This is a genomic window from Pseudomonas monteilii NBRC 103158 = DSM 14164, assembly GCF_000730605.1.
GTDB classification, from domain to species: Bacteria; Pseudomonadota; Gammaproteobacteria; order Pseudomonadales; family Pseudomonadaceae; genus Aquipseudomonas; species Aquipseudomonas monteilii.
In genome coordinates this window covers 71,415-94,304 of the sequence record NZ_BBIS01000040.1, presented here as the reverse complement: position 1 = coordinate 94,304, position 22,890 = coordinate 71,415, and the positions used below count along the sequence as shown (strand labels likewise).

Here is a 22,890-nt window from a genome sequence, read left to right as displayed (position 1 = left end):
TTTTGTTCTTATCCGCGCGAGGCGGCGATCTTGATCAGCTTGGCATAGTAGAAACCGTCGTGGCCGCCTTCCTGGGCAAGCAGCTGGCGACCGTGGGGCTGGCGCAGCCCGGCCTCGGTTGCCAGGTCCAGCTCACGGGCGCCCGGGGTGCGGGCCAGGAAGGCGTCGATCACTTCGGTGTTCTCGGTCGGCAGGCTGGAGCAGGTGGCGTACAGCAGCATGCCGCCCACTTCCAGGGTCGGCCACAGGGCATCCAGCAGCTCGCCTTGCAGCGAAGCCAGGGCCGGAATGTCGTCGGCCTGACGGGTCAGCTTGATGTCCGGGTGGCGGCGGATCACGCCAGTGGCCGAGCACGGGGCGTCGAGCAGGATGCGCTGGAACGGCTTGCCGTCCCACCAGCTGGCGGTGTCGCGGGCATCGCAGGCGATCAGCTCGGCGTCGAGTTTGAGGCGGTCGAGGTTCTCGCGTACGCGGGTCAGGCGCTTGGCTTCAAGGTCGATGGCCACTACGTGGGCCAGGTCAGATTCGGCTTCGAGCAGGTGGCAGGTTTTGCCTCCGGGTGCACAGCAGGCGTCCAGCACGCGTTGGCCGGGGGCCAGTTCAAGCAGGTCGGCAGACAGTTGCGCGGCTTCGTCCTGCACGCTCACCCAGCCTTCAGCAAAGCCTGGCAGGCCACGTACGTCGCAGGCTTCGGCCAGCACGATGCCGTCACGGCTGAACTGGCAGGCACTGGCGGCCACGCTAGCTTCGGCCAGCAGGGCCAAATAGGCATCGCGGCTGTGATGACGGCGGTTTACTCGCAAAATCATCGGTGGGTGGGCGTTATTGGCGGCGCAGATGGCTTCCCACTGCTCCGGCCAGAACGCTTTCAGCGATTTCTGCAGCCAGCGCGGGTGGGCGGTGCGTACCACCGGGTCGCGCTCCATGCTTGCCAACAGCTCCTCGCCTTCGCGCTGGGCGCGGCGCAGTACGGCATTGAGCAGCCCTTTGGCCCACGGTTTCTTCAGCTTGTCGGCACAGCCGACGGTTTCGCCGATGGCGGCGTGGGCGGGAATACGGGTGTAGAACAACTGATACAGGCCGACCAGCAGCAGCGCCTGCACATCGGCATCGGCGGCCTTGAACGGCTTTTGCAGCAGTTGCGCGGCCAGCAGGTCGAGGCGAGGCTGCCAGCGTGCGGTGCCGAACGCCAGGTCCTGGGTCAGGCCACGGTCGCGCTCGTCGACCTTGTCCAGCTGCGCCGGCAGCGAGCTGTTCAGCGAAGCCTTGCCGCTAAGTACAGCGGCAAGGGCACGGGCGGCGGCGAGGCGTGGGTTCATTGGCCCAGCACCTTGCCGCTGGCGAATTTCTCGCGACGGCTGTTGAACAGGTCGCTGAAGTTCAGCGGCTTGCCGCCGGGCAGTTGCAGGCGGGTCAGGCTCAGGGCCTGGTCACCGCAGGCGACCACCAGGCCGTCCTTGCTGGCGGAGAGGATCTCGCCGGGGGTGCCTGTCGCTGTGGACAAGTTGGCGGTCAGCACTTTCACGCTTTCGCCATCGAGGGAGCTGTGGCAAACCGGCCACGGGTTGAAGGCACGGATCAGGCGTTCCAGCTCGACGGCCGGGCGGCTCCAGTCGATGCGTGCTTCGTCCTTGTTCAGCTTGTGCGCGTAGGTGGCCAGGGCGTCGTTCTGAACTTCGCCTTGCAGCGAACCGTCGGCCAGGCCGGCAATGGCCTGGACGACTGCTGGCGGGCCCATCTCGGCCAAGCGGTCGTGCAGGCTGCCGCCGGTGTCTTCGGCGCTGATCGGGGTGACTACCTTGAGCAGCATCGGGCCGGTGTCCAGGCCTGCTTCCATACGCATCACGGTCACACCGCTCTCGGCGTCGCCGGCTTCCACGGCGCGCTGGATCGGTGCGGCACCGCGCCAGCGTGGCAGCAGGGAGGCATGGCTGTTGATGCAGCCCAGGCGGGGGATATCCAGCACCACCTGCGGCAGGATCAGGCCATAGGCGACCACCACCATCAGGTCCGGCTTCAGTGCGGCCAGTTCAGCCTGTGCGTCGGCGTTGCGCAGGGTTTGCGGCTGGAACACTGGGATGTCATGGGCCACGGCCAGCGCCTTGACCGCACTTGGCATCAGCTTCTGGCCACGGCCGGCAGGGCGGTCAGGCTGGGTGTAGACAGCCACGATTTCGTACGGGCTGTCGAGCAGGGCCTTGAGGTGTTCGGCGGCAAACTCTGGAGTGCCTGCAAAGACGATGCGCATGGAGTTCTCGCTTCAAAAAAGAAAAAGGCTTGCCGGAGCAAGCCTTCTGGAAGGTGGGGATCAGGCTTGCTGGCGGTGCTGCTTTTCCAGCTTCTTCTTGATCCGGTCGCGCTTGAGCTGCGACAGGTAGTCAACGAACAGCTTGCCGTTGAGGTGATCGAATTCGTGCTGCACGCACACCGCCAGCAGGCCTTCGCATTCCAGCTCGTACGGCTTGCCGTCCCGGTCCTGGGCCTTGACCCGTACGCGCAGCGGGCGGTCGACGTTCTCGTAGAAGCCCGGTACCGACAGGCAGCCTTCCTGATATTGGCCCATGTCATGGGTCAGCTCTTCGACCGTGGGGTTGATGAAGACGCGCGGCTCGCTGCGGTCTTCGCTGAGGTCCATGACCACGACCTGCAGGTGCACGTTCACCTGGGTGGCGGCCAGGCCGATGCCAGGGGCTTCGTACATGGTTTCAAACATGTCGTCGATCAGCTGACGCAGGGCGTCGTCGAACACCGTCACCGGCTTGGCGATGGTGCGCAGGCGCGGGTCCGGGAATTCGAGAATGTTCAAGATGGCCATAAGGTCAGGCAGTCACTGTGCGTTCGGTTGAAAACTGAGCACACATAATAAAGGGAAACGAGGATTTCGGCACCTGGCAAGCTCGTCTAGGGTGTTTATGGGCTTGATAGCCTTCAATCAATGGACAGCTTTTCAAAGTGTTACTCACAGAGTTATCCACAGGTTGTGCCACGTAAATGGCCCTATTTCGATCAAGGATGATCCCTATGCCAATTCACCATTCGTCGCTCTGTTCGCCTGCCGAACTGGATGCACGATTACGCCTGCACTGCCTGACCGGGATGGGACTGCGACGTTTTCGCACGTTGTTCGATGCCTTTGGCAGTGCCTCCTCTGCACTCAGTGCACCGGGTTCGGCCTGGCGTGCACTGGGCATCCCACAGATCACCATTGACGCGCGACGCAGTGCCGAAGTGCGCGATGGCGCACTGGCCGCAATGGCCTGGCTAGAGCGACCTGGCCAGCATTTACTGATGTGGGACGGCCCCGATTACCCTGCATTGCTGGCGGAAATCGACGATGCGCCACCGCTGCTTTTCGTGGCTGGCGAACCTGCGTTGCTCGAACGTCCACAGTTGGCTATTGTGGGCAGCAGGCGTGCCACACCACCGGCGCTCGACACCGCTGCGGCATTTTCCCGCTACCTGGTGCAGGCCGGTTTTATTATCACCAGCGGCTTGGCTGTGGGTATCGATGGTGCCGCTCATCGGGCTGCGTTGCAGGCTGGTGGGGGTACGATTGGCGTGCTTGGCACGGGGTTGCAAAAACTTTATCCACAGCGGCACCTGGAGCTTGCACAGGCGATGATCGACCATGGCGGCGCACTGGTTTCCGAGTACCCGCTGAATGCCGGGCCATTGCCCGGCAACTTCCCACGGCGCAATCGCATCATCAGTGGGCTGTCGCTGGGCGTGCTGGTGGTCGAAGCCAGCCTGGCCAGTGGTTCGCTGATCACCGCCCGCCTGGCGGCTGAGCAAGGCCGCGAGGTGTATGCGATTCCGGGCTCCATTCACCACCCGGGTTCGAAGGGCTGCCACCAGTTGATCCGCGATGGCGCGCTGCTGGTGGAAAGCGTGGATCAGATCCTCGAAAGCTTGCAGGGCTGGCAAAACCTGCCGCCCGCCGTTGTGGACAAATTCGACCATCCCCTGCTTGCCCTGCTGCATGCCGCGCCGCAAACCAGCGAAAGCCTGGCGCATTGCAGCGAGCTGCCGCTCGCCGAAGTGCTGGCGCAACTGACCGAGCTGGAGCTGGAAGGCCGGGTCAGCAATGAAGCCGGGCGTTGGTTTGCCCGTGCGGGCTAAGTACACTGCACACAAGCAAGGTATATAGGCGGAGAGACAGCAATGGTGAGCAGTTTTCGTGTGCAACAAGCCGCACGTGAGGTACGGGCGGGCGCGGTGATCGCCTACCCGACGGAAGCGGTCTGGGGCCTGGGCTGCGACCCGTGGAACGAGGACGCGGTGTATCGCCTGCTGGCGCTGAAATCGCGGCCTGTGGATAAAGGGCTGATCCTGATCGCCGACAACATCCGCCAGTTCGATTTTCTGTTCGAGGACTTCCCAGAAGACTGGATCGACCGCATGGGCAGCACCTGGCCGGGGCCGAACACCTGGTTGGTGCCGCATCAGGACCTGTTGCCTGAATGGGTGACCGGGCAGCATGACACCGTGGCGCTGCGGGTCAGCGACCACCCGGTGGTGCGTGAGTTGTGTGCGTTGGTGGGGCCGCTGATTTCCACCTCGTGCAACCCCGGCGGGCGCCCGGCGGCGAAGACCCGGTTGCGGGTGGAGCAGTACTTCCATGGCCAGTTGGACCTGGTGCTCGGCGGGGCGCTGGGCGGGCGGAAGAATCCGAGTGTGATTCGTAATCTGGCTACTGGCGAAGTGGTGCGACCAGGCTGAATCTATCCACAGCGCTTGCGGGTGGGCTCGGGCCCCTGTGGGAGCGGGCATGCCCGCTCCCACAGGTGAAGTGCCCGGCTCAGGGGATCAGTACAGTCGACCCCACGGTCCTGCGCGCCGACAGCTCCGCCTGCGCCTTGGCCGCCTCACTTAATGGATACCGCTGCTGGATATCCACAACCAGCTTGCCACTCGCAATCATCGCAAACAGGTCATCGGCCATGGCCTGAGTGTTCTCGGCATTGTTGGCATAGCTCGCCAACGTTGGGCGTGTGACATACAGCGAGCCCTTCTGCGCCAGAATACCCAGGTTCACCCCGCTCACCGCGCCCGAGGCATTGCCGAAGCTCACCATCAATCCACGCGGTTGCAGGCAGTCCAGCGAAGTCAGCCAGGTATCGGCGCCCACGCCGTCGTACACCACCGGGCATTTCTTGCCATCGGTCAGCTCCAGCACGCGCTTGGCGACATCTTCACGGCTGTAGTCGATGGTTTCCCACGCCCCCAGCGCCTTGGCCCGCTCGGCCTTTTCGGCAGAACTCACGGTACCGATCAGTTTGGCGCCCAAGGCCTTGGCCCACTGGCACGCCAGCGAACCCACACCGCCAGCCGCCGCGTGGAACAGAATCACGTCACCCGCCTTCACCTCATAGGTCTGTTTCAGCAGGTACTGCACGGTCAAACCCTTGAGCATCACCGCCGCTGCCTGCTCGAAGCTGATGCTGTCGGGCAGCTTGACCAGGTTGGCCTCCGGCAACGTATGCACCTCGCTGTACGCCCCCAGGGGGCCACCGGCATGGGCCACACGGTCACCTACCTTCAGCCGCGTGACGCCTTCGCCCACGGCCTCGACGACACCGGCAGCCTCGGTGCCCAGGCCTGAAGGCAGGGACGGCGGCGCATACAACCCACTGCGGAAGTAGGTATCGATGAAGTTCAGGCCGATGGCATGGTTACGCACGCGCACCTGCTGCGGCCCCGGTGGGGCGGGTTCGAACTCCACAAACTGCAGCACTTCCGGGCCGCCATGCTGGCTGAACTGGATACGCTTGGCCATCTCGCACTCCTGTCGTCGGGATCGGGTAAAGGCCTTCTATCGGACGCCTTTGCTTGATCGCCGTCAACTGCGGCGCGCGCGCTGGCGGTGGTATGCTACGCGGCGAATTCTTCCCTGCCCGTTCCTGGTGACCCGATGACTAGCCGCACCGAGGCCGTGAAAGCCTACCTGCTCGACCTGCAAGACCGCATCTGCTCTGCCCTCGAAACAGAAGACGGCGGCGCCCGCTTCGTCGAGGACGCCTGGGTGCGCGAAGCCGGTGGCGGGGGCCGCACGCGGGTGATCGGCGACGGCAAGGTGATCGAGAAAGGCGGGGTCAACTTTTCCCATGTGTTCGGTGCGGGTCTGCCGCCCTCGGCCAGTGCCCACCGCCCTGAGCTGGCGGGCCGTGGTTTCGAGGCCTTGGGCGTGTCGCTGGTGATTCACCCGCACAACCCGCATGTGCCTACCTCCCACGCCAACGTGCGCTTCTTTATCGCCGAAAAGGAAGGTGAAGAAGCTGTGTGGTGGTTCGGTGGTGGCTTCGACCTGACCCCGTACTACGGCAATGAAGACGACTGCATCCACTGGCACCGCGTGGCCGAGCAGGCCTGCGCTCCGTTCGGCGCCGACGTGTACCCGCGCTACAAGGCCTGGTGCGACCGCTACTTCCACCTCAAGCACCGGGGTGAGCCACGTGGCATTGGCGGGCTGTTCTTCGATGACTTGAACGAGTGGGATTTCGACACCTGCTTTGCCTTCATCCGCGCCATCGGCGATGCCTACGTCAACGCCTACCTGCCGATCATCCAGCGTCGTAAGGACACGCCCTACACCCCGCAGCAGCGCGAGTTCCAGGAATACCGGCGCGGCCGTTACGTGGAGTTCAACCTGGTCTACGACCGTGGCACCCTGTTCGGCCTGCAGTCTGGTGGCCGTACCGAGTCCATCCTCATGTCGCTGCCGCCGCAGGTACGTTGGGGCTACGACTGGAAGGCTGCGCCCGGCAGCGAAGAAGCGCGCCTGACCGAGTACTTCTTGCAAGACCGCGACTGGCTTGGCCAGTAAGCCTGTGGACAACCAAGGAACCGCCATGGACCAGTACGTCGTTTTCGGTAACCCCATCGGCCACAGCAAGTCGCCGCTGATCCACCGCCTGTTCGCCGAGCAGACCGGCCAGGACCTGGAATACACCACCCTGCTGTCGCCGCTGGACGAGTTCAGCGATTGCGCGCGCGGCTTCTTCAAGCAAGGCAGTGGCGGCAACGTCACGGTGCCGTTCAAGGAAGAGGCCTATCGCCTGTGCGACAGCCTGACCCCTCGTGCACAGCGCGCTGGGGCAGTGAACACGCTGAGCAAGCTGGCCGACGGTACCTTGCAGGGCGACAACACCGATGGCGCTGGCCTGGTGCGCGACCTGACGGTGAATGCCGGCGTCGAACTGGCTGGTAAACGCATTCTCATCCTCGGTGCCGGCGGCGCCGTGCGCGGCGTGCTGGAGCCGATTCTGGCGCACAAGCCGCAGTCGCTGGTAATCGCCAACCGCACAGTGGAAAAGGCCGAGCAGCTGGCGCGTGAGTTCGATGAATTGGGGCCGGTGGTGGCCAGCGGGTTTGCCTGGTTGCAGGAGCCGGTGGATGTGATCATCAACGCCACCTCGGCGAGCCTGGCCGGGGAATTGCCGCCGATTGCCGACAGTCTGGTCGAGGCCGGGCGCACGGTTTGCTACGACATGATGTATGGCAAGGAGCCGACGCCGTTTTGCCAGTGGGCTACCAAGCTGGGGGCGGCCAAGGTGCTGGATGGGCTGGGGATGCTGGCTGAGCAGGCGGCTGAAGCCTTCTTCATCTGGCGGGGAGTGCGTCCGGACACGGCGCCGGTGCTGGCTGAGCTGCGGCGTCAACTGATGCGCAACTGACTCGACCTCCATTCGCCTGGAGGCGAGATTTCTCCAGGCGGATCTGCTCGTCATAGTGAGCAATTTTCTCGGCCGATTGCTTCTTGCCCGTGTAGGCCTCCCGTTCGTTCATCAGCAACTCGAGCCGGGAAATTCGCTGCTCCGCCTGGGTGATGCATTCGTCACTGGTTGCGCCGAAGGCAGTGGATGACAAAAGGATCAAGGCCATGAACCCTGTGTAAGACGCCATGAGGCAGTCCTTGCGCTGTTGATACCTCTGATTTTCCGCAGCCTTGTTTTTGGCACAACTGGCAAAATTGTCAGGTCATTCCTCAAACCGGATCGGGCACAATTCAACACCCTCCAGCTTTTGCAACTCCTCGACCACCTGCGGCCTGGCCCGGTGCAAAGTCAAACTCCCCCCCATTCGCATCAAGCGCCGGGCCTCGCGGTGCAACATATCCACACCCGAGTAATCGATAAAATTCACCTGCCGCGCATCGATCACCACATGTGGCCCCTGGCAACGCTGCAAGCGCACCTGCAGGTAATGCGCCGCACCAAAGAAGATCGACCCGCCCACCCGCAATACATCCGCATCACCTTCACGGGTCTGCTGTACCCGTGGCCGTGAAGTGCGCTTCAAATAGAAGAACAGCGACGCTAGCACCCCGGCATAGATCGCCGTCTGCAATTCCAGCAACAAGGTCGCCGCTGCCGTCAGTGCCATTACCAGAAACTCCGAGCGGCTGACCCGGAACAGCGCGCGAATCCCCCGATGGTCCACCAACCCCCAACAGATCAGCAAAATGCTGCCGGCCATGGCGGGTATCGGCAGGTGTGCGATCAACCTGGCGCCGGTAACGGCGAACAACGCTACCCACAGCGCCGAGAACACCCCGGCCATGGGCGAACGGGCACCCGCTTCATAGCTCAGGCCCGAGCGGGTGAAGGAGCCGGCAGACAGGTAACCAGAGAAAAACGCCCCCGCGATGTTCGACAGGCCCTGGGCACGTATTTCCTGATCCGGGTCGATCAGTTGTTCTGAGCGTGCCGAGAGAGAGCGGGCAATCGACAGGCTGGTTACCAGCCCCAGCATGCCTACTGCCACGGCGCTGGGCAGCAGGCGCAGCATCAGTTCCACGTCTAGCAGGGGCAGCGGGCTAAAAGGGGGAAGTTGCCCGGTGAAGGCTGCTACTCGTGGTACATGATCAAAGAAGCCTGGCAACAGCCACGCCAGCAGGCTGACCAGGATCAGGCTTATCAACAGGCTCGGCCAGCGTGGGCGCCAGAGTTTCAAGGTCACGCCGATCAGCACGGTGGCCAGGCCAAGCATCAGTGAAGGCAGGTCGACTTCTCCGGCATGGCTGGCCAGATCCTGCACGGTCTTCAGCGCAGTAGCCTGGCTGGGCAGGTCCATGCCCAGCAGGTTGGGCAGTTGGCCCAAGGCGATGACGATGGCGGCGCCCAGGGTGAAACCGAGCACCACGGAATGGGAGACGAAATTGACCAGCGCGCCAAACCGCAAAAGCCCCAGCAGTAGCTGGAAGATGCCGCCGAGGAACGTCAATAGCAGCACCAGGGTGATGTAATCGGCGCTGCCCGCCATGGCCAGCGGGCTGATGCTGGCGTAGAGGACGATGGAAATGGCAGCGGTCGGGCCGCAGATCAGGTGCCAGGATGAACCCCATAGGCAAGCGATCAGCACCGGCACGATGGCGGCGTACAGGCCATATTCGGCGGGCAGGCCGGCGATCAGGGCGTAGGCGATGGATTGCGGCAGGGCAAGGATGGCACCGCTCAGGCCCACCAGCAGGTCCTGGCGCAGGCTGCGGCCCGATTGGCGGGGGAGCCAGGTGAGGAAGGGCAGCAGGTGAGTAAGGCGATGCATGGTTTATCCACAATCCTTAAGGTTTCGCCAAACCCTGCGGGAGCGGGCATGTCGAGGCGTCGAACCGCCGCGAACACCGGCAAAGCCGGTGCCATCCACCGCGGTGGCCTCTTCGCGGGCTTGCCCGCTCCCACAGGGGAGGTGTGTTGCTTGCGAGATTACAGTTTGGCTTTGACGGCCTCCAGGGCATTGCCGTCAGATTTGGTGGTCACCCCAGCCAACCACTCATCCAGCAACTTGGGATGCGCCTTCACCCAGCCCTTGGCTGCTTCATCAAAGCTGATCTTCTTGTCCACAACCTCGGCCATGATGCTGTTTTCCATGTCCAGCGTGAACCTAAGGTTACCCAGCAGCTTCGCCGCATTCGGGCAGGCCTGTGGATAACCCTTGCGGGTCAGCGTATACACCTCGCCTTTGCTGCCGAACCACTTCTCCCCGCCGGTCAGGTAATGCATCTTCAGCTTCACGTTCATCGGGTGCGGTGTCCAGCCAAGGAAGGTGATGAACTGCTGCTTCTTCACTGCCCGGTCGACCTGCGCCAGCATGGCCTGTTCGCTGGATTCCACCAGCTTCCACTGGCCGAGGTTGAAATCATTCTTGTCGATGATTTCCTTCAGCGACAGATTGGCCGGTGCGCCGGAGCCGATGCCGTATAGCTTCTTGTCGAACTGGTCGGCATGCTTTTGCAGGTCGGCAAAGTCCTTCACCCCGGCATTCCACACATAGTCGGGCACGGCCAGGGTGAACTCGGTGCCTTCCAGGTTGCGCGACAGTTGCTGCACATCGCCGTTGGCGATGAACTTGTCATGGAAGCCTTGCTGCGCCGGCATCCAGTTGCCGAGGAAGGCATCGACACGGCCGTCCTTCAGGCCACCGTAGATGATCGGTACGGCCAGGCTGTCGATTTTCACCTGGTAGCCCAGGCTTTCCAGTAGCAGGCGGGCCACGGCGTTGGTCGAAGCGATATCGCTCCAGCCGGGGTCGGCCATTTTCACGGTGCTGCATTGCGCGTCGCTGTCGGCGGCGTGGGCCGTGGCGGTGCCCATGGCCAGGGCGAACACGGCGGCGGAGAACTTGTGCATGGCGGCCTCTCTTCTCAATCCATGGGTGCGGGCTGTGGATAACGTGCCTTGCGCTCGAGGTCGTCGAGATCGATGTGGTTGCGCATGTACTGTTGACTGGCGTCCACCAGCGGTTGGTGGTCCCAGCTTTTCAGCTTGCCGATGGCCAGCGCTTCGGCCACCAGGCGGCGGCGGCGCTGGCTGGCCAGCACCTGCTGGCGCAGGCTGGGGATGTCCCAACGCTGCTGTGCTTCATCGACCAATGCCTGCAGCAGCGCCTGATGGTCCGGGCTGCCGGTGAGGTTCTCCCGCTCGTGCGGGTCGCGGCTCAGGTCATAGAGTAGGCATGGGTCGTCTTCGCTGTACACGAACTTGTACGGCCCACGGCGGATCATCATCAACGGGCCGACGGTGCCTTCGGCCATGTATTCGCCGATCACTTCGTCGTGGCCGCCCTGCCCTTGCAGGTGACTTACCAGTGAGCGGCCGTCCAGGTGCAGGTGGTTATCCACAGCGCCGCCAGCGAGTTCGACCAGGGTTGGCAACAGGTCGCAGGTGGAGACCGAGGCGCTGACCCGGCTTGCAGCGAAGCGCTTTGGTGCATGAACCAGCAACGGCACCCGTGCCGACATCTCGAACCAGTGCATTTTGTACCAGAGGCCACGCTCGCCGAGCATGTCGCCGTGGTCGCCGGAGAACACGATCACGGTATCGTGTGCCAGGTTGCATTCCTCCAGGGTTTGCAGCAGCTGGCCGATGTTGTCGTCGATATAGCTGCAGGCGCCGAAGTAGGCGCGGCGGGCATCGCGGATCTTTTCCACAGGTAGCGGCTTGTTCCACAGGTCGTAGACCTTGAGCAGGCGCTGAGAGTGTGGGTCGAGTTCCGACTGGCTGAACTCGGCGCGAGGCATGGGGATATCCACACCCTCGTAGCGATCCCAGTAGCGCTTGGGGATGGTGTACGGGTCGTGCGGGTGGGTCATGGACACGGTCAGGCAGAACGGCCGGCCATCGTTCCCGCGCACATGGTCGTACAGGTACTGGCGCGCCTTGAACACCACTTCTTCGTCGAAATCCAGCTGGTTGGTGCGTACGCATGGGCCGGCCTGCAGCACCGAGGACATGTTGTGGTACCAGCTGGGGCGCACATCCGGTTCGTCCCAGTTCACCGCCCAGCCGTAGTCGGCGGGGTAGATATCGCTGGTCAGGCGTTCTTCGTAGCCGTGCAGCTGGTCCGGGCCGCAGAAGTGCATCTTGCCCGACAGTGCTGTGCGGTAGCCCAGCCGGCGCAGGTAGTGGGCATAGGTTGGCACGTCAGCGGGGAAATCGGCGGCGTTGTCGTAGGCGCCTATGCGGCTGGGCAGCTGGCCGCTGACCAGGGTAAAGCGCGACGGCGCGCACAGTGGGCTGTTGCAGTAAGCCGAGTCGAACACCACCGCCTGCTCGGCCAAGCGGCCCAGGTGCGGCATCTGGATCGGCGAGGGGGCGTAGATCGGCAGCAAAGGTGCGGCCATCTGGTCGGCCATGATGAACAGGATATTCGGGCGCGTCATGGTGGCTTCCATCGTTGAGGGTTATGCGAACCGCTTGCCTACCAAGATGCGACTGTGGCTAACATGGGTAAAGCCCATGGCGGGCAATGACTGGGATTAGCTGCGCTTATGTTTGATCACCTCGCCGAGCTGTCACTGGATACCTTGCGCGTGTTCGAGGCGGCAGCGCGTCTGCGCAGCTTTACTGCCGCGGCGCTGGAGCTGGGTACCACACAACCGGCCGTGAGCCAGCAGGTGAAACGCCTGGAAGCCCAGCTGGGCACGCGCCTGTTCGACCGTATTTACCGGGGCATCGAGCTGACCGAAGCCGGACAGGTACTGTTCGAGCAGGTGCATCAGGGATTGCAGGCGATGGATGACGGCATTGCCCAAGCCAGCGGGCGTGGCCAGCGCGAGGTGCTGCAGGTGGCCACTGACTTTGCCTTTGCCGCGTTCTGGCTGATGCCCCGGTTGCAGCGCTTTCACGATGCTTATCCACAGGTGGATGTGAGCCTGGTGACCGGTGAGCGCAGTCAGGGCATGTTGCGGCCGGACATCGATGTGGCGGTCCTGTTTGGCGATGGGCGCTTTCACCAGGGCGAAAGCCGCTGGCTGTTCGATGAGGAAGTGTTCCCGGTGTGCAGCCCCCGGCTGACTCATGGCAAACCCTTGTCAGCCGTGGCTTTGCAACAGTTACCCCTGTTGCATTTGAAGGGCGAGCAGGCCAGCCGCTGGTTTGATTGGGCGGGGGTGTTTCGCGGATTTGGCGTGGCCAGCCCGCCACCTGCGGGGCAGTTGCGCTTTGACAACTACACCCTGCTGATCCAAGCGGCGATTGCTGGTCAGGGTGTGGCGATTGGTTGGCGGCACCTGGTGGATGGCCTGGTGGATCAAGGCTTGCTATGTCGGCCATTAGAGGGGAGCCTGACGTCGAGTCGGGGCTATTATCTGGTTTTGCCGCCGCGCAAGCGGCGCGGGGCGTTGATCGAGCGGTTCGTCAGCTGGCTGGAGCAGGAGCGCAGTGGCTGATGGCGGTGTAATCGGGAGTTATCGTGCAAAGAATCAAGGGTTACCACGCACACGTTTATTACGACGCGGCAACGATGGAACAGGCACGTGAGCTGTGTGAGGAGGCGGCGCGGCTGTTCCCTGTGACCATGGGGCGTATGCACCAGAAGCCGGTGGGGCCGCACCCGGACTGGAGTTGCCAGCTGGCGTTCGAGCCGGAATTTGTCGGGGTGGTGTTGCCTTGGTTGGCGCTGTACCGCAAGGGGTTGGTGGTGTTCATGCACCCGCTGACCGGGGATGAGCTGGCGGACCACCGGGACCATGCGATCTGGATGGGTGCTGTGCGGCCTTTGAAACTGTCGATTTTTGGTGGGTAGATTTGTATTGCCTGTGCCGCGATCGAGGGCTGAGCCCTCGCAATCAATGGCGAGCCGAGCGTACCCCTTCAGCCAGTGCCGAGCACAAGCTCAACACATCATTCACTGCCTGGTCCGCACTAGTGGCCTGGGCAATCTTGTCGACCAGCGCCGACCCCACCACCACACCATCCGCCAAGCGGGCGATGTTCGCGGCCTGCTCCGGGGTGCGAATGCCGAAACCAACGCTGATCGGCAGATCGGTATGCCGACGCAGGCGGGCAATGGCCTCGGTCACGTGCTCGGTGGTCGCCGAGCCGGCACCGGTCACACCGGCCACCGACACGTAGTAGACGAACCCGGAGCTGCGCTCCAGAACGCGCGGCAGCCGCGCATCGTCGGTGGTCGGGGTGGTCAGGCGGATGAAGTCGATACCCGCAGCCTGGGCCGGGGTCGCCAGTTCGGCGTCGTGCTCGGGCGGCAGGTCGACGATGATCAGGCCATCGACCCCGGCTTGCTTGGCTTCAGCCACGAACTTTTCCACGCCAAAGCGGTGGATCGGGTTGTAGTAGCCCATCAGCACGATTGGCGTATTGTGGTTATCCACACGGAATTCGCGAACCATCTGCAGGGTCTTGGCCAGCGTCTGGCCAGCCTCCAGGGCGCGCAGGGTGGCCAGCTGGATGGCCACGCCGTCGGCCATCGGGTCGGTGAACGGCATGCCCAGTTCGATCACGTCGGCGCCAGCGGCCGACAGGCCCTTGAGGATCTGCAGCGAAGCGTCGTAGCCCGGGTCGCCTGCGGTGACGAAGGTGACCAGTGCCGAACGGCCTTCGGCCTTCAGTTCGGCGAAGCGTTGTTCAAGACGGCTCATGCCTGTTTCTCCTGGGCGGCCATGTGGTTCATGACGGTTTGCATGTCTTTGTCGCCGCGGCCCGACAGGCACACGACCATCAGGTGGTCCTTGGGCAGCTTCGGTGCGCGCTTGATCGCTTCGGCCAGGGCGTGGGAGCTTTCCAGGGCCGGAATGATGCCTTCCAGGCGGCAGGTGGCGTGGAACGCATCCAGCGCTTCGTCGTCGGTGATGCTGACGTACTCGACGCGCTTCACTTCGTGCAGGTAGGCGTGCTCAGGGCCGATGCCGGGGTAGTCCAGGCCTGCGGAAATCGAGTGGGCGTCGGTGATCTGGCCGTCTCCATCCTGCAGCAGGTAGGTGCGGTTGCCGTGGAGCACGCCCGGTACACCGCCGTTCAGGCTGGCGGCGTGCTTGTCGGTGTGTACGCCGTGGCCACCGGCTTCGACGCCGATGATCTGCACGCTTGGTTCTTCGAGGAACTCATGGAACAGGCCCATGGCGTTGGAGCCACCCCCCACGCAGGCAACCAGGCTGTCTGGCAGGCGGCCTTCCTTTTCTTGCAGCTGGGCGCGGGTTTCCTTGCCGATGATCGACTGGAAGTCACGGACCATGGCCGGGTACGGGTGTGGGCCGGCCACGGTACCGATCAGGTAGAAGGTATCTTCGACGTTGGTCACCCAGTCGCGCAGGGCTTCGTTCATGGCGTCTTTCAGGGTGCCGGTGCCGGCAGTGACCGGGACGATCTCGGCGCCCAGCAGCTTCATGCGGAACACGTTGGCCTGCTGGCGCTCGATGTCGGTGGCGCCCATGTAGATCACGCAAGGCAGGCCGAAGCGGGCAGCGACGGTGGCGGTGGCCACGCCATGCATGCCGGCGCCGGTTTCGGCGATCAGGCGCTTCTTGCCCATGCGCTTGGCCAGCAGCACTTGGCCGATGCAGTTGTTCACCTTGTGCGCGCCGGTGTGGTTGAGCTCTTCACGTTTGAAGAAGATCTTGGCGCCGCCACAGTGTTCGGTCAGGCGCTCGGCGAAATACAGCGGGTTCGGGCGGCCGATGTAGTCGCGCTGGAAGTAGGCCAGTTCTTCGAGGAACTTGGGGTCTGCCTTGGCCGCTTCGTATTCGCGGGCCAGGTCCAGCACCAGTGGCATCAGGGTTTCGGCCACGTAGCGGCCGCCGAACGAGCCGAACAGGCCGTTGGCGTCGGGGCCGGGGCGGTATTGGGACTGGGTCATGGGGCGCTCCAGGGCGTAATGAATGAGTGATGGGCTTTACTCTAACCACGGCAAGCCCGGCTGAAAACCGATAAGATTGCGCAAACTTGTCAGAAAAACTCACAGGTAAAATGGCCCACGACCTCCCTCCCCTCAATGCACTGCGAGCCTTTGAAGCCGCTGCCCGGCTTAACAGCGTCAGCCAGGCGGCCGAGGCCCTTCATGTGACCCACGGTGCCGTCAGCCGGCAGATCAAAGTGCTTGAAGAGCACTTGGGCGTGGCCCTGTTCGTCAAGGACGGGCGCGGCATCAAACTCACAGATGCCGGGGTGCGCCTGCGCGATGCCAGTGGCGAAGCCTTCGACCGGCTGCGCAGCGTGTGTGCCGAGCTCAGCCGTGATGTCAGCGAAGCGCCGTTCGTGTTGGGCTGCTCCGGTAGCCTGTTGGCGCGCTGGTTCATCCCACGGCTGGGGCGGCTACAGGCGGATTTGCCCGAGCTGCGCTTGCACCTGTCGGCGGGTGAAGGTGACCTCGACCCGCGGCGGCCTGGGCTGGACGCGCTGCTGGTGTATGCCGAACCCCCGTGGCCTGCGGACATGCAGGTGTATGTACTGGCCGAGGAACGTATCGGGCCAGTGGTGAGCCCCCATTACGCCGGCTTTGAACGCTTGCAGGGGGCACCTGCCAAGGCGTTGCTGGGTGAAGCCCTGCTGCACACCACCTCGCGCCCGCAGGCCTGGCCTACCTGGGCGCTGGAGCAGAGTCTGGACCCTGCAGCCATTCACTATGGCCAGGCGTTCGAGCACCTGTATTACTTGCTGGAAGCCGCTGTGGCGGGCTTGGGTGTGGCGATTGCGCCACAGCCATTGGTCGCTGATGACCTGCGTGCGGGCCGCTTGAGTGCGCCGTGGGGCTTTTCCCCTACCCCTGCCGCGTTGGCATTGTGGGTGCCCAGGCGCGCCGCAGATGGGCGCGCCGAGCAGTTGGCGCAGTGGCTACGTGCCGAATTGGCGCGGCAGAGCGCCTAGTTGCGTTTGCACATCAGGTAGGCCGCCAGCAGGCCCAGTGCGCCAATGGCCACGCCAGCGGTGGTGTACGGGTGTTCCTGGGCGTAGTCGCGGGTGGCGATGCCGGTCTGACGTGTGCGTTGCTTCACTTCTTCATAGGCATCGCTCAGCAGGCTGCGCGAATGACGGAGGGCACTCTCAGCGTTGCTGCGGATTGCCTTCACCGACTTCTGGGACTCTTCCGACGCATCGTGCTTGAGGTTCTCCAGGCTTTTCAGAAGGCTCTCGATCTCTGCTTCCATGCTTTCCAGGGACGTTTTACGCAGCGAGTTACGGTGCATGTTGACTCTCCTTTGCAGTATGGGCTGTAAGGAGTGCGACCGTTGGTATGCGTGAAAGTGCGATCGAACTTTGGCCATGGGTGACGGCTCGCAGATAAACCAGGCCTGCGCTGCTAGTCTAAAAAATCACCGTCACCCAAGGAGAACGCTCATGACCGATCATCACACGTACAAGAAGATCGAACTGGTGGGGTCTTCGCCCACCAGCATCGAAGAGGCGATCAACAACGCCCTGGCCGAAGCGGGCAAGAGCATCAAGCACCTGGAGTGGTTCGAAGTGGTCGATACCCGTGGTCATATCCGCGATAACAAGGCCGCGCACTTCCAGGTCACGCTGAAAGTCGGTTTCCGTATCGCCAACAGCTGATGCTGCGCCGGGGTAGATGATCCCGGCTTGATGGGGTATTTAGGAAGGGGGCGCCTTGGCGGGCGCCCTTTCTGATTTCATCTGCACAAGGAAAGCGATCGATGAACAAACTGATTCTGGCCCTGGGCCTTATGACCCTGGCTGGCAGCGCCATGGCGGCGGGCAAGCCGTGCGAGGAGCTGAAGGCGGAGATTGCGGCCAAGCTGGATGCCAAGGGCGTCACCGGATACAAGCTGGAGATCGTCAACAAAGGCGAGCCGGCCGGCAAGGTGATTGGCAGCTGTGAGGCCGGTACCAAGGAGATTGTGTACCGCCGCGGTTGAAGTGTTGGCTCCTTCGCGGGCAAGCCCGCGAAGGAGGTCACTCGGTTTTCAAGGCCTGCGCCAACAGCTCATAGGACCTCACCCGGTCTGCATGTTCATACAGGTCGCAAGTAAAGATCAGCTCATCCGCCCCGGTTTGCTCCAGCAGCACCTCCACCTTGGCCCGTACTTTCTGCGGGCTACCGATCATCGCCAGGCCCAGGAAGCTACCCACAGCATCCCGCTCATGCGCCAGCCATAGCCCATCCATGCTTTCCACTGGCGGCTTTTGCATCAGGCTCTGCCCGCGAATCAGCGCCAGGATGCGCTGGTACACCGAGGTAGCCAGGTACTCGGCCTTTTCATCGGTTTCGGCCACCACCATGGGAATGCCCAGCATCACATACGGCTTGTCCAGCGTGGTCGATGGTTTGAAGTGGTTGCGGTAAACGCGGATGGCTTCGTGCATGTAGCGCGGTGCGAAGTGCGAGGCGAAGGCGTAGGGCATGCCGCGCATCCCGGCCAGCTGGGCGCTGAACAGGCTGGAACCCAGCAACCACATGGGTACGTCGGTGTCATGCCCCGGTACGGCGATCACTTTTTGATCATCGGTGCGTGGGCCGAGGTAGCGCGAAAGCTCCTCGACATCGTCCGGGAAGTCGTCCGGGCCACCGGCGCGGTCTCGGCGCAAGGCGTAAGCCGTCATCTGGTCTGAACCTGGCGCACGGCCCAGGCCCAGGTCGATTCGCCCGGGGTACAGGCTGGCCAGGGTGCCAAATTGCTCGGCGATCACCAGTGGCGCATGGTTGGGCAGCATCACCCCTCCTGAGCCCACGCGAATGGTCGACGTCCCCCCGGCCAGGTAACCGATCAGCACCGAGGTGGCCGAACTGGCGATGCCGTCCATGTTGTGGTGCTCGGCCACCCAGAAGCGGTTGTAGCCAAAGCGCTCGACGTGTTGTGCCAGGTCCAGCGAATTGCGCAGCGACTGCGCGGGGCCGGCGTCGGCGCGTACCGGCACCAGATCGAGGGTGGAAATTTTCAGGTCGCGCAGTTGCGTCATTGGAGCCTCCGCAAAGTTGGTTGGCCAGAGGCCTTTTGATCTCTGTATGGGCATATTCGGGGGATTCAATGCTTGCTGTGAGATTGGTCTGAACTTGCTGTAGGCGGCTGGCCTCTGAACCCATAAGCACGTAACCGAAAGACAAGGAGGCAGCATGAAAAAGACAGCATCGGCGATCTGGCAAGGTGGCCTGAAGGACGGCACTGGCCTGCTTTCCACAGAAAGCGGCGCGCTCAAGCAGAACCCTTATGGCTTCAACACCCGCTTTGAGGGCTCGCCGGGGACCAATCCGGAAGAGTTGATCGGTGCAGCCCATGCGGGCTGTTTTTCGATGGCGCTGTCGATGATGCTTGGTGAAGCGGGGCTCACGGCGGACCGGATCGACACTGCTGCCGAGGTGACGCTAGACAAGCTGCCTGATGGCTTTGCCATTACAGCCGTGCACCTGGTGCTCAGGGCCAAGGTGCCTGGTGCAAGCGAAGCGCAGTTTCTGGAGATAGCCAACAAGGCCAAGGAAGGTTGCCCGGTGTCCAAGGTGCTGAACGCGAAGATCAGCCTGGATGCCGCGCTGGTTGGCTGAAGCGGCGCAACGGTGGCGGTTTGCTGTAGTCTAAACAGCGTCGGCAGCACGCTGCCTCTTCAGGAGCCGTTCCATGATTCGCGTAGCAATCGCCGTGTTGGCTTCCCTGGCCGCCACCTCCACGTTGGCGGCAGTGAAACCGTGCGAGGAGCTGAAAGCCGAGATCGAGGCCAAGATCCAGGCGCAGGGCGTGCCTTCCTACACCTTGGAGATCGTGCCCAACAGCGAGGTCAAGGACCAGAATATGGTGGTCGGGACCTGCGATGGCGGGACGAAGAAGATAATCTACCAAAAGAATGACCGGTAGCCATGAGACCCGGGGCTGCGTGGCAGCCCCGGATTTCACGGAATACAGAACACATCGCTAGGCTCGTTCACCAGCACCTTGCGGCTGGCGTCGTACAGCAGCACTTGCGGCTCCATCACCGGAGCCCGTGCCTCCAGGCGATAGCGCTCGCCGGCCTTGAAGTTGTCAAAACGCACGGTCAGGTAGCAGGAGCGGTCCCGGGGCTCGCTCATGATGCCGCCGGAGTAGATTTCATAATCGAATCGCACCACCAGTTCGTGCTTGCCGGGCGTTACCTGGAAGTAACGGCCATCCTCCAGGCGTTTCCCGTCAAGGCGGTCGGCCATGATCACCCGGCCGGGGGTCATGGTGTAGAGGTCGACCCAGGCCTGCTTGGGGTCGACGGGGGGCAAGGGGCTGGCGCAAGCCCCCAGCGCACTGAGGGCGATCAGCATCATGGGCTGGCGCATGGCAAGACTCCCACTTGCGATGTACAAGGTACAAGCATAGCGCCGTTTGCGGGGTTCAGGTGCGTTGGCAGCCTGCAGGCAGGCCTTGGCCGAGCAGTTTTTGCTGCTGGTCGTAGAGCTTGATCCAGGGGCGGAAGCCAATGCTGCCGGCTTGCAGCTGGTAGCGCTGCCCGGCGCTGAAGTCCTTGAAGGTCAGCTTGACCTGGCAATCGCGCCACAGCGGCTCATCGACCGGGCCGATATTGCTGGGGGTAACCGGAAACTGGTAGCGCACGGTCAGCTCGTGGCTGCCAGGCGGTACCTCAAAATAGCGGCTGTCGACCCACTCTCGTTCGTCGACCTGCACGGCGTGCAGCGACGTGTTGTCGTAGGGGGTGAGGTCGATCCAGGCCTGGTTCGGGTCCGGGTCTGGCAACGTTGAACAGGCACAAAGTAGCGACAGTGAACCGGCGACCAACAATGCACGCATGGCGAAACTCCCCCTTGGCGAGATAGTCTTGGAGTGAATCGGCCTTGAGCGAGTCAGACAGTCCCGGATGCTTCGACTTTTTCTTATGCAGCGCTCAGGCCCTGGGGCACTCGACCGCGTTTTCATCCGTTTGGTTCCCCTGCTGGCCGCGCTCCTGCTGAACGGTTGCAGCAGCGTTGCCTACTATGGGCAGTTGGCTGAGGGCCAGTGGCAATTGCTGCGTGCTCGGCAGCCTGTCGCGCAGGTGATAGCCGACCCGGCGACACCCCCGCAGTTACGATCGCACCTGGCACACGCTGAACAGGCGCGGGTCTTCGCCAGCCAGCAGATGAAACTGCCGGATAACCACAGCTACCGGGTTTACGCCGACATTGGCCGGCCTTATGTGGTGTGGAATGTCTTCGCCACGCCCGAGTTGTCGTTGCAGCCTGTTACGCACTGCTTCCCGATCGCGGGGTGCGTGGCGTATCGCGGCTACTACCAGCAAGGCGCGGCCCGTGGGGCGGCGGCGCTGATGCGGCAAGACGGGCTGGATGTGTACGTTGGCGGTGTGGAGGCGTATTCGACGCTGGGTTGGTTCGATGACCCGATTCTCTCTTCGATGGTGGGCTGGGGCGACGAGCGCCTGGCCACGCTGATCTTCCATGAACTGGCTCACCAGCGCTTTTATGTGCAGAACGACACCGAGTTCAACGAGTCGTTTGCCTCCTTCGTCGAGCAGGAAGGCACGCGGCAATGGCGCGTGGCGCGTGGGCTTGCCGCCATTGGCGGGGATCAGGGACAGCAGCGTGAGCAGTTCATCCGGCTGGTGCTGGCCAGCCGTGAACGGCTGCAGGCGATCTATTCAGGCACACTGGACGAAGCGCACAAGCGGCAGGCCAAGCGGGCCGAGTTCGAGCGCTTGAGGCGCGAGTACCGGCAGGTGCGTGATGGCCAGTGGGGGGGTGACAAACGCTATGACGCCTGGGTGTATGGGCCGCTGAACAATGCCAAATTGTTGCCGTTCGGGCTTTATGACCAATGGGTGCCTGCGTTTGAGGCGCTGTTCCGCGAGGTGGGTGGGGATTGGGGGCGGTTTTATGAGCGGGTCGAGCAACTGGGACGGTTGCCGATTACTGAAAGGAAGGCGGCGTTACAGGGGTTGATGGTTAGCCAGTGAGATTTTGGGGCTGCGAAGCAGCCCCCCAAGGCCATCAAGCCTTGAGAAATGCCTGATGCATCTCGGCCAAGGTCGCAAAATGATAGGCCGGTTCTTCCGCCATCAACTCCTCCTGGCTACCAAACCCATACCCCACCGCCACGGCCTGCAAGCCATTGCTGCGTGCGCCAATCAGGTCATGCTTGCGGTCGCCGATCATCAGCGTCTGTGCCGGGTCCAGCCCTTCTTCGTCCAGCAGGTGGCGAATCAGCTCGACCTTGTTGGTTCGGGTGCCGTCCAGTTCGCTGCCGTAGATCACCTTGAAGTGGTGGTCGAAGGCGAAGTGCCGGGCGATTTCACGGGCGAACTCCCAGGGTTTGGAGGTGGCGATGTACAGCGTGCGGCCTTGCCCGTTCAGGGCTTCAAGCAACTCCGGCACACCCTGGAACACCAGGTTTTCGTACAGGCCGGTTACACGGAAGCGCTCCCGGTAGAAGTTCACCGCCTCCCAGGCCTTGGCTTGGTCGAAGCTGTAGAACTGCATGAAGGCTTGCAGCAAGGGCGGGCCAATGAAGTGTTCCAAGCGGGCCAGGTCCGGTTCATCGATACCCAGCTTGGCCAGGGCGTACTGGATCGAGCGGGTGATGCCCAGGCGTGGGTCGGTCAGGGTGCCGTCGAGGTCGAAGAGGATGTTTTGCTGGTGCATGTTCGTCTCGGTAATCGGGATCATTCCGGTTGGTCGTAGCCTTCGGCCAGGTGCTGGTCCTTGAGCTTCACGTAGTTGCCGGCGCTGTAGGAGAAGAATGCGCGCTCGTTGTCGTTCAGCAGCCGGGCCTGTTTCACCGGGCTGCCCATGTACAGGTAGCCACTGACCAGGCGTTTGCCGGGCGGCACCAGGCTGCCGGCGCCGATGATCACTTCGTCCTCGACGATGGCGCCGTCCATGATGGTGCTGCCCATGCCGACCAGAATGCGGTTGCCCAGGGTGCAGCCGTGCAGCATCACTTTGTGGCCGATGGTCACTTCGTCGCCGATGATCAGCGGGAAGCCGTCCGGGTTGAAAGGGCCGGCATGGGTGATGTGCAGCACGCTGCCATCCTGCACGCTGGTGCGTGCGCCGATACGAATGCGGTGCATGTCGCCGCGCACCACGGTCAACGGCCAGACCGAGCTGTCTTCGCCAATCTCCACATCGCCCAGCACTACCGCCGAACGGTCGATAAAGGCCCGTGATCCAACTTTCGGAGTGTGTTGCTGGAAGCTTCGGATGGCCATGATAGCGTCTCTCATCTGTGCCGAT

Annotated in this window: 27 protein-coding genes; 12 read left to right on the top strand and 15 right to left on the bottom strand. The window is 62.9% G+C overall.

The window, feature by feature from the left end:
* Positions 1-8: 8 nt before the first annotated feature.
* The 3 genes from rsmB to def are packed head-to-tail and all read right to left on the bottom strand — an operon-like array spanning position 9 to position 2,815.
* Positions 9-1,319 carry a 16S rRNA (cytosine(967)-C(5))-methyltransferase RsmB gene (gene rsmB / locus PM2_RS20625; RefSeq protein WP_028699543.1) on the bottom strand — a complete coding sequence of 437 codons (1,311 nt, stop codon included), beginning with the start codon at positions 1,317-1,319 and terminating at the stop codon, positions 9-11.
* Positions 1,316-2,248 carry a methionyl-tRNA formyltransferase gene (gene fmt, locus PM2_RS20620; RefSeq protein ID WP_028699542.1) on the bottom strand — a complete coding sequence of 311 codons (933 nt, stop codon included), beginning with the start codon at positions 2,246-2,248 and terminating at the stop codon, positions 1,316-1,318. Before fmt ends, rsmB begins: the two co-directional genes overlap by 4 nt.
* Positions 2,249-2,308: 60 nt before the next feature.
* Positions 2,309-2,815 carry a peptide deformylase gene (gene def / locus PM2_RS20615; RefSeq protein WP_016712797.1) on the bottom strand — a complete coding sequence of 169 codons (507 nt, stop codon included), beginning with the start codon at positions 2,813-2,815 and terminating at the stop codon, positions 2,309-2,311.
* A 206-nt stretch (positions 2,816-3,021) separates the two neighbouring features.
* Between def and dprA the strand changes: the two genes are divergently transcribed.
* Together dprA and tsaC are read left to right on the top strand one after the other, a co-directional pair.
* Positions 3,022-4,119, top strand: coding sequence for a DNA-processing protein DprA (gene dprA, locus PM2_RS20610; protein WP_016712798.1), 1,098 nt, complete (start codon positions 3,022-3,024; stop codon positions 4,117-4,119).
* A gap of 42 nt (positions 4,120-4,161) precedes the next feature.
* Entirely contained in the window at positions 4,162-4,719 is a 558-nt protein-coding gene (gene tsaC / locus PM2_RS20605; RefSeq protein WP_016712799.1) for an L-threonylcarbamoyladenylate synthase type 1 TsaC, read from the top strand.
* 79 nt (positions 4,720-4,798) lie between these two features.
* Here the strand turns inward: tsaC and PM2_RS20600 are convergent, their stop codons facing one another.
* The gene (locus PM2_RS20600) at positions 4,799-5,776 is read right to left on the bottom strand and encodes an NADPH:quinone reductase (protein WP_028699541.1); all 978 of its coding nucleotides are present in this window, start codon (positions 5,774-5,776) and stop codon (positions 4,799-4,801) included.
* 135 nt (positions 5,777-5,911) lie between these two features.
* Here PM2_RS20600 and hemF point away from each other — a divergent pair, with 135 nt between their 5' ends.
* Together hemF and aroE are read left to right on the top strand one after the other, a co-directional pair.
* Positions 5,912-6,823, top strand: coding sequence for an oxygen-dependent coproporphyrinogen oxidase (hemF, locus tag PM2_RS20595; protein WP_016712801.1), 912 nt, complete (start codon positions 5,912-5,914; stop codon positions 6,821-6,823).
* A gap of 25 nt (positions 6,824-6,848) precedes the next feature.
* Entirely contained in the window at positions 6,849-7,673 is an 825-nt protein-coding gene (gene aroE / locus PM2_RS20590) for a shikimate dehydrogenase (RefSeq protein ID WP_028699540.1), read from the top strand.
* Positions 7,674-7,977: 304 nt separating this feature from the next.
* Here aroE and PM2_RS20585 read toward each other — a convergent pair whose 3' ends face one another.
* The 3 genes from PM2_RS20585 to betC form a co-directional block, all read right to left on the bottom strand.
* Positions 7,978-9,543 carry a SulP family inorganic anion transporter gene (locus tag PM2_RS20585; RefSeq protein WP_016712803.1) on the bottom strand — a complete coding sequence of 522 codons (1,566 nt, stop codon included), beginning with the start codon at positions 9,541-9,543 and terminating at the stop codon, positions 7,978-7,980.
* A gap of 158 nt (positions 9,544-9,701) precedes the next feature.
* The gene (gene choX, locus PM2_RS20580; protein ID WP_016712804.1) at positions 9,702-10,625 is read right to left on the bottom strand and encodes a choline ABC transporter substrate-binding protein; all 924 of its coding nucleotides are present in this window, start codon (positions 10,623-10,625) and stop codon (positions 9,702-9,704) included.
* 14 nt (positions 10,626-10,639) lie between these two features.
* Positions 10,640-12,157 (bottom strand): choline-sulfatase, encoded by a 1,518-nt coding sequence (gene betC, locus PM2_RS20575; protein ID WP_016712805.1) that lies wholly within the window; start codon positions 12,155-12,157, stop codon positions 10,640-10,642.
* Between the two features lie 108 nt (positions 12,158-12,265).
* Here betC and PM2_RS20570 point away from each other — a divergent pair, with 108 nt between their 5' ends.
* Both PM2_RS20570 and PM2_RS20565 read left to right on the top strand, forming a co-directional pair.
* Positions 12,266-13,165: a choline sulfate utilization transcriptional regulator gene (locus PM2_RS20570; protein WP_016712806.1), complete on the top strand. Its 900-nt coding sequence runs from the start codon at positions 12,266-12,268 to the stop codon at positions 13,163-13,165.
* A 23-nt stretch (positions 13,166-13,188) separates the two neighbouring features.
* Entirely contained in the window at positions 13,189-13,521 is a 333-nt protein-coding gene (locus PM2_RS20565; RefSeq protein ID WP_016712807.1) for a DOPA 4,5-dioxygenase family protein, read from the top strand.
* Between the two features lie 43 nt (positions 13,522-13,564).
* On the opposite strand, the gene trpA is transcribed toward PM2_RS20565, so the two are convergent.
* Positions 13,565-14,374, bottom strand: a complete 810-nt coding sequence (gene trpA / locus PM2_RS20560; RefSeq protein WP_028699539.1) for a tryptophan synthase subunit alpha — start codon at positions 14,372-14,374, stop codon at positions 13,565-13,567.
* A complete protein-coding gene (gene trpB, locus PM2_RS20555; protein WP_016712809.1) occupies positions 14,371-15,588 on the bottom strand; it encodes a tryptophan synthase subunit beta in 1,218 nt (405 codons plus the stop codon). Before trpB ends, trpA begins: the two co-directional genes overlap by 4 nt.
* A 110-nt stretch (positions 15,589-15,698) precedes the next feature.
* Here trpB and PM2_RS20550 point away from each other — a divergent pair, with 110 nt between their 5' ends.
* On the top strand, positions 15,699-16,595 hold the full coding sequence (locus PM2_RS20550) for a LysR family transcriptional regulator (RefSeq protein WP_028699538.1): 897 nt from the start codon (positions 15,699-15,701) through the stop codon (positions 16,593-16,595).
* Here PM2_RS20550 and PM2_RS20545 read toward each other — a convergent pair.
* Positions 16,592-16,915, bottom strand: coding sequence for an ElaB/YgaM/YqjD family protein (locus PM2_RS20545; RefSeq protein ID WP_016712811.1), 324 nt, complete (start codon positions 16,913-16,915; stop codon positions 16,592-16,594). The genes PM2_RS20550 and PM2_RS20545 overlap by 4 nt on opposite strands.
* A gap of 151 nt (positions 16,916-17,066) precedes the next feature.
* On the opposite strand from PM2_RS20545, the gene PM2_RS20540 reads away from it, so the two are divergent.
* Entirely contained in the window at positions 17,067-17,282 is a 216-nt protein-coding gene (locus tag PM2_RS20540; protein WP_003253076.1) for a dodecin, read from the top strand.
* A gap of 101 nt (positions 17,283-17,383) precedes the next feature.
* Positions 17,384-17,605: a DUF1161 domain-containing protein gene (locus tag PM2_RS20535; RefSeq protein ID WP_016712812.1), complete on the top strand. Its 222-nt coding sequence runs from the start codon at positions 17,384-17,386 to the stop codon at positions 17,603-17,605.
* Positions 17,606-17,642: 37 nt separating this feature from the next.
* Here the strand turns inward: PM2_RS20535 and PM2_RS20530 are convergent, their stop codons facing one another.
* Positions 17,643-18,647, bottom strand: coding sequence for an LLM class flavin-dependent oxidoreductase (locus PM2_RS20530; RefSeq protein ID WP_016712813.1), 1,005 nt, complete (start codon positions 18,645-18,647; stop codon positions 17,643-17,645).
* Positions 18,648-18,801: 154 nt separating this feature from the next.
* Here PM2_RS20530 and PM2_RS20525 point away from each other — a divergent pair, with 154 nt between their 5' ends.
* Positions 18,802-19,227: an OsmC family protein gene (locus PM2_RS20525; protein WP_016712814.1), complete on the top strand. Its 426-nt coding sequence runs from the start codon at positions 18,802-18,804 to the stop codon at positions 19,225-19,227.
* A 73-nt stretch (positions 19,228-19,300) separates the two neighbouring features.
* Positions 19,301-19,534, top strand: a complete 234-nt coding sequence (locus PM2_RS20520) for a DUF1161 domain-containing protein (RefSeq protein ID WP_016712815.1) — start codon at positions 19,301-19,303, stop codon at positions 19,532-19,534.
* Between the two features lie 35 nt (positions 19,535-19,569).
* Here the strand turns inward: PM2_RS20520 and PM2_RS20515 are convergent, their stop codons facing one another.
* On the bottom strand, positions 19,570-19,983 hold the full coding sequence (locus tag PM2_RS20515) for a PA0061/PA0062 family lipoprotein (RefSeq protein ID WP_028699537.1): 414 nt from the start codon (positions 19,981-19,983) through the stop codon (positions 19,570-19,572).
* 55 nt (positions 19,984-20,038) lie between these two features.
* Positions 20,039-20,452 (bottom strand): PA0061/PA0062 family lipoprotein, encoded by a 414-nt coding sequence (locus PM2_RS20510; RefSeq protein ID WP_016712817.1) that lies wholly within the window; start codon positions 20,450-20,452, stop codon positions 20,039-20,041.
* Between the two features lie 85 nt (positions 20,453-20,537).
* Between PM2_RS20510 and PM2_RS20505 the strand changes: the two genes are divergently transcribed.
* Entirely contained in the window at positions 20,538-21,611 is a 1,074-nt protein-coding gene (locus PM2_RS20505; protein ID WP_028699536.1) for an aminopeptidase, read from the top strand.
* Between the two features lie 34 nt (positions 21,612-21,645).
* On the opposite strand, the gene PM2_RS20500 is transcribed toward PM2_RS20505, so the two are convergent.
* Entirely contained in the window at positions 21,646-22,296 is a 651-nt protein-coding gene (locus tag PM2_RS20500) for an HAD family hydrolase (RefSeq protein ID WP_028699535.1), read from the bottom strand.
* Between the two features lie 20 nt (positions 22,297-22,316).
* Positions 22,317-22,865 (bottom strand): gamma carbonic anhydrase family protein, encoded by a 549-nt coding sequence (locus PM2_RS20495; RefSeq protein WP_016712820.1) that lies wholly within the window; start codon positions 22,863-22,865, stop codon positions 22,317-22,319.
* Positions 22,866-22,890: the final 25 nt, after the last annotated feature.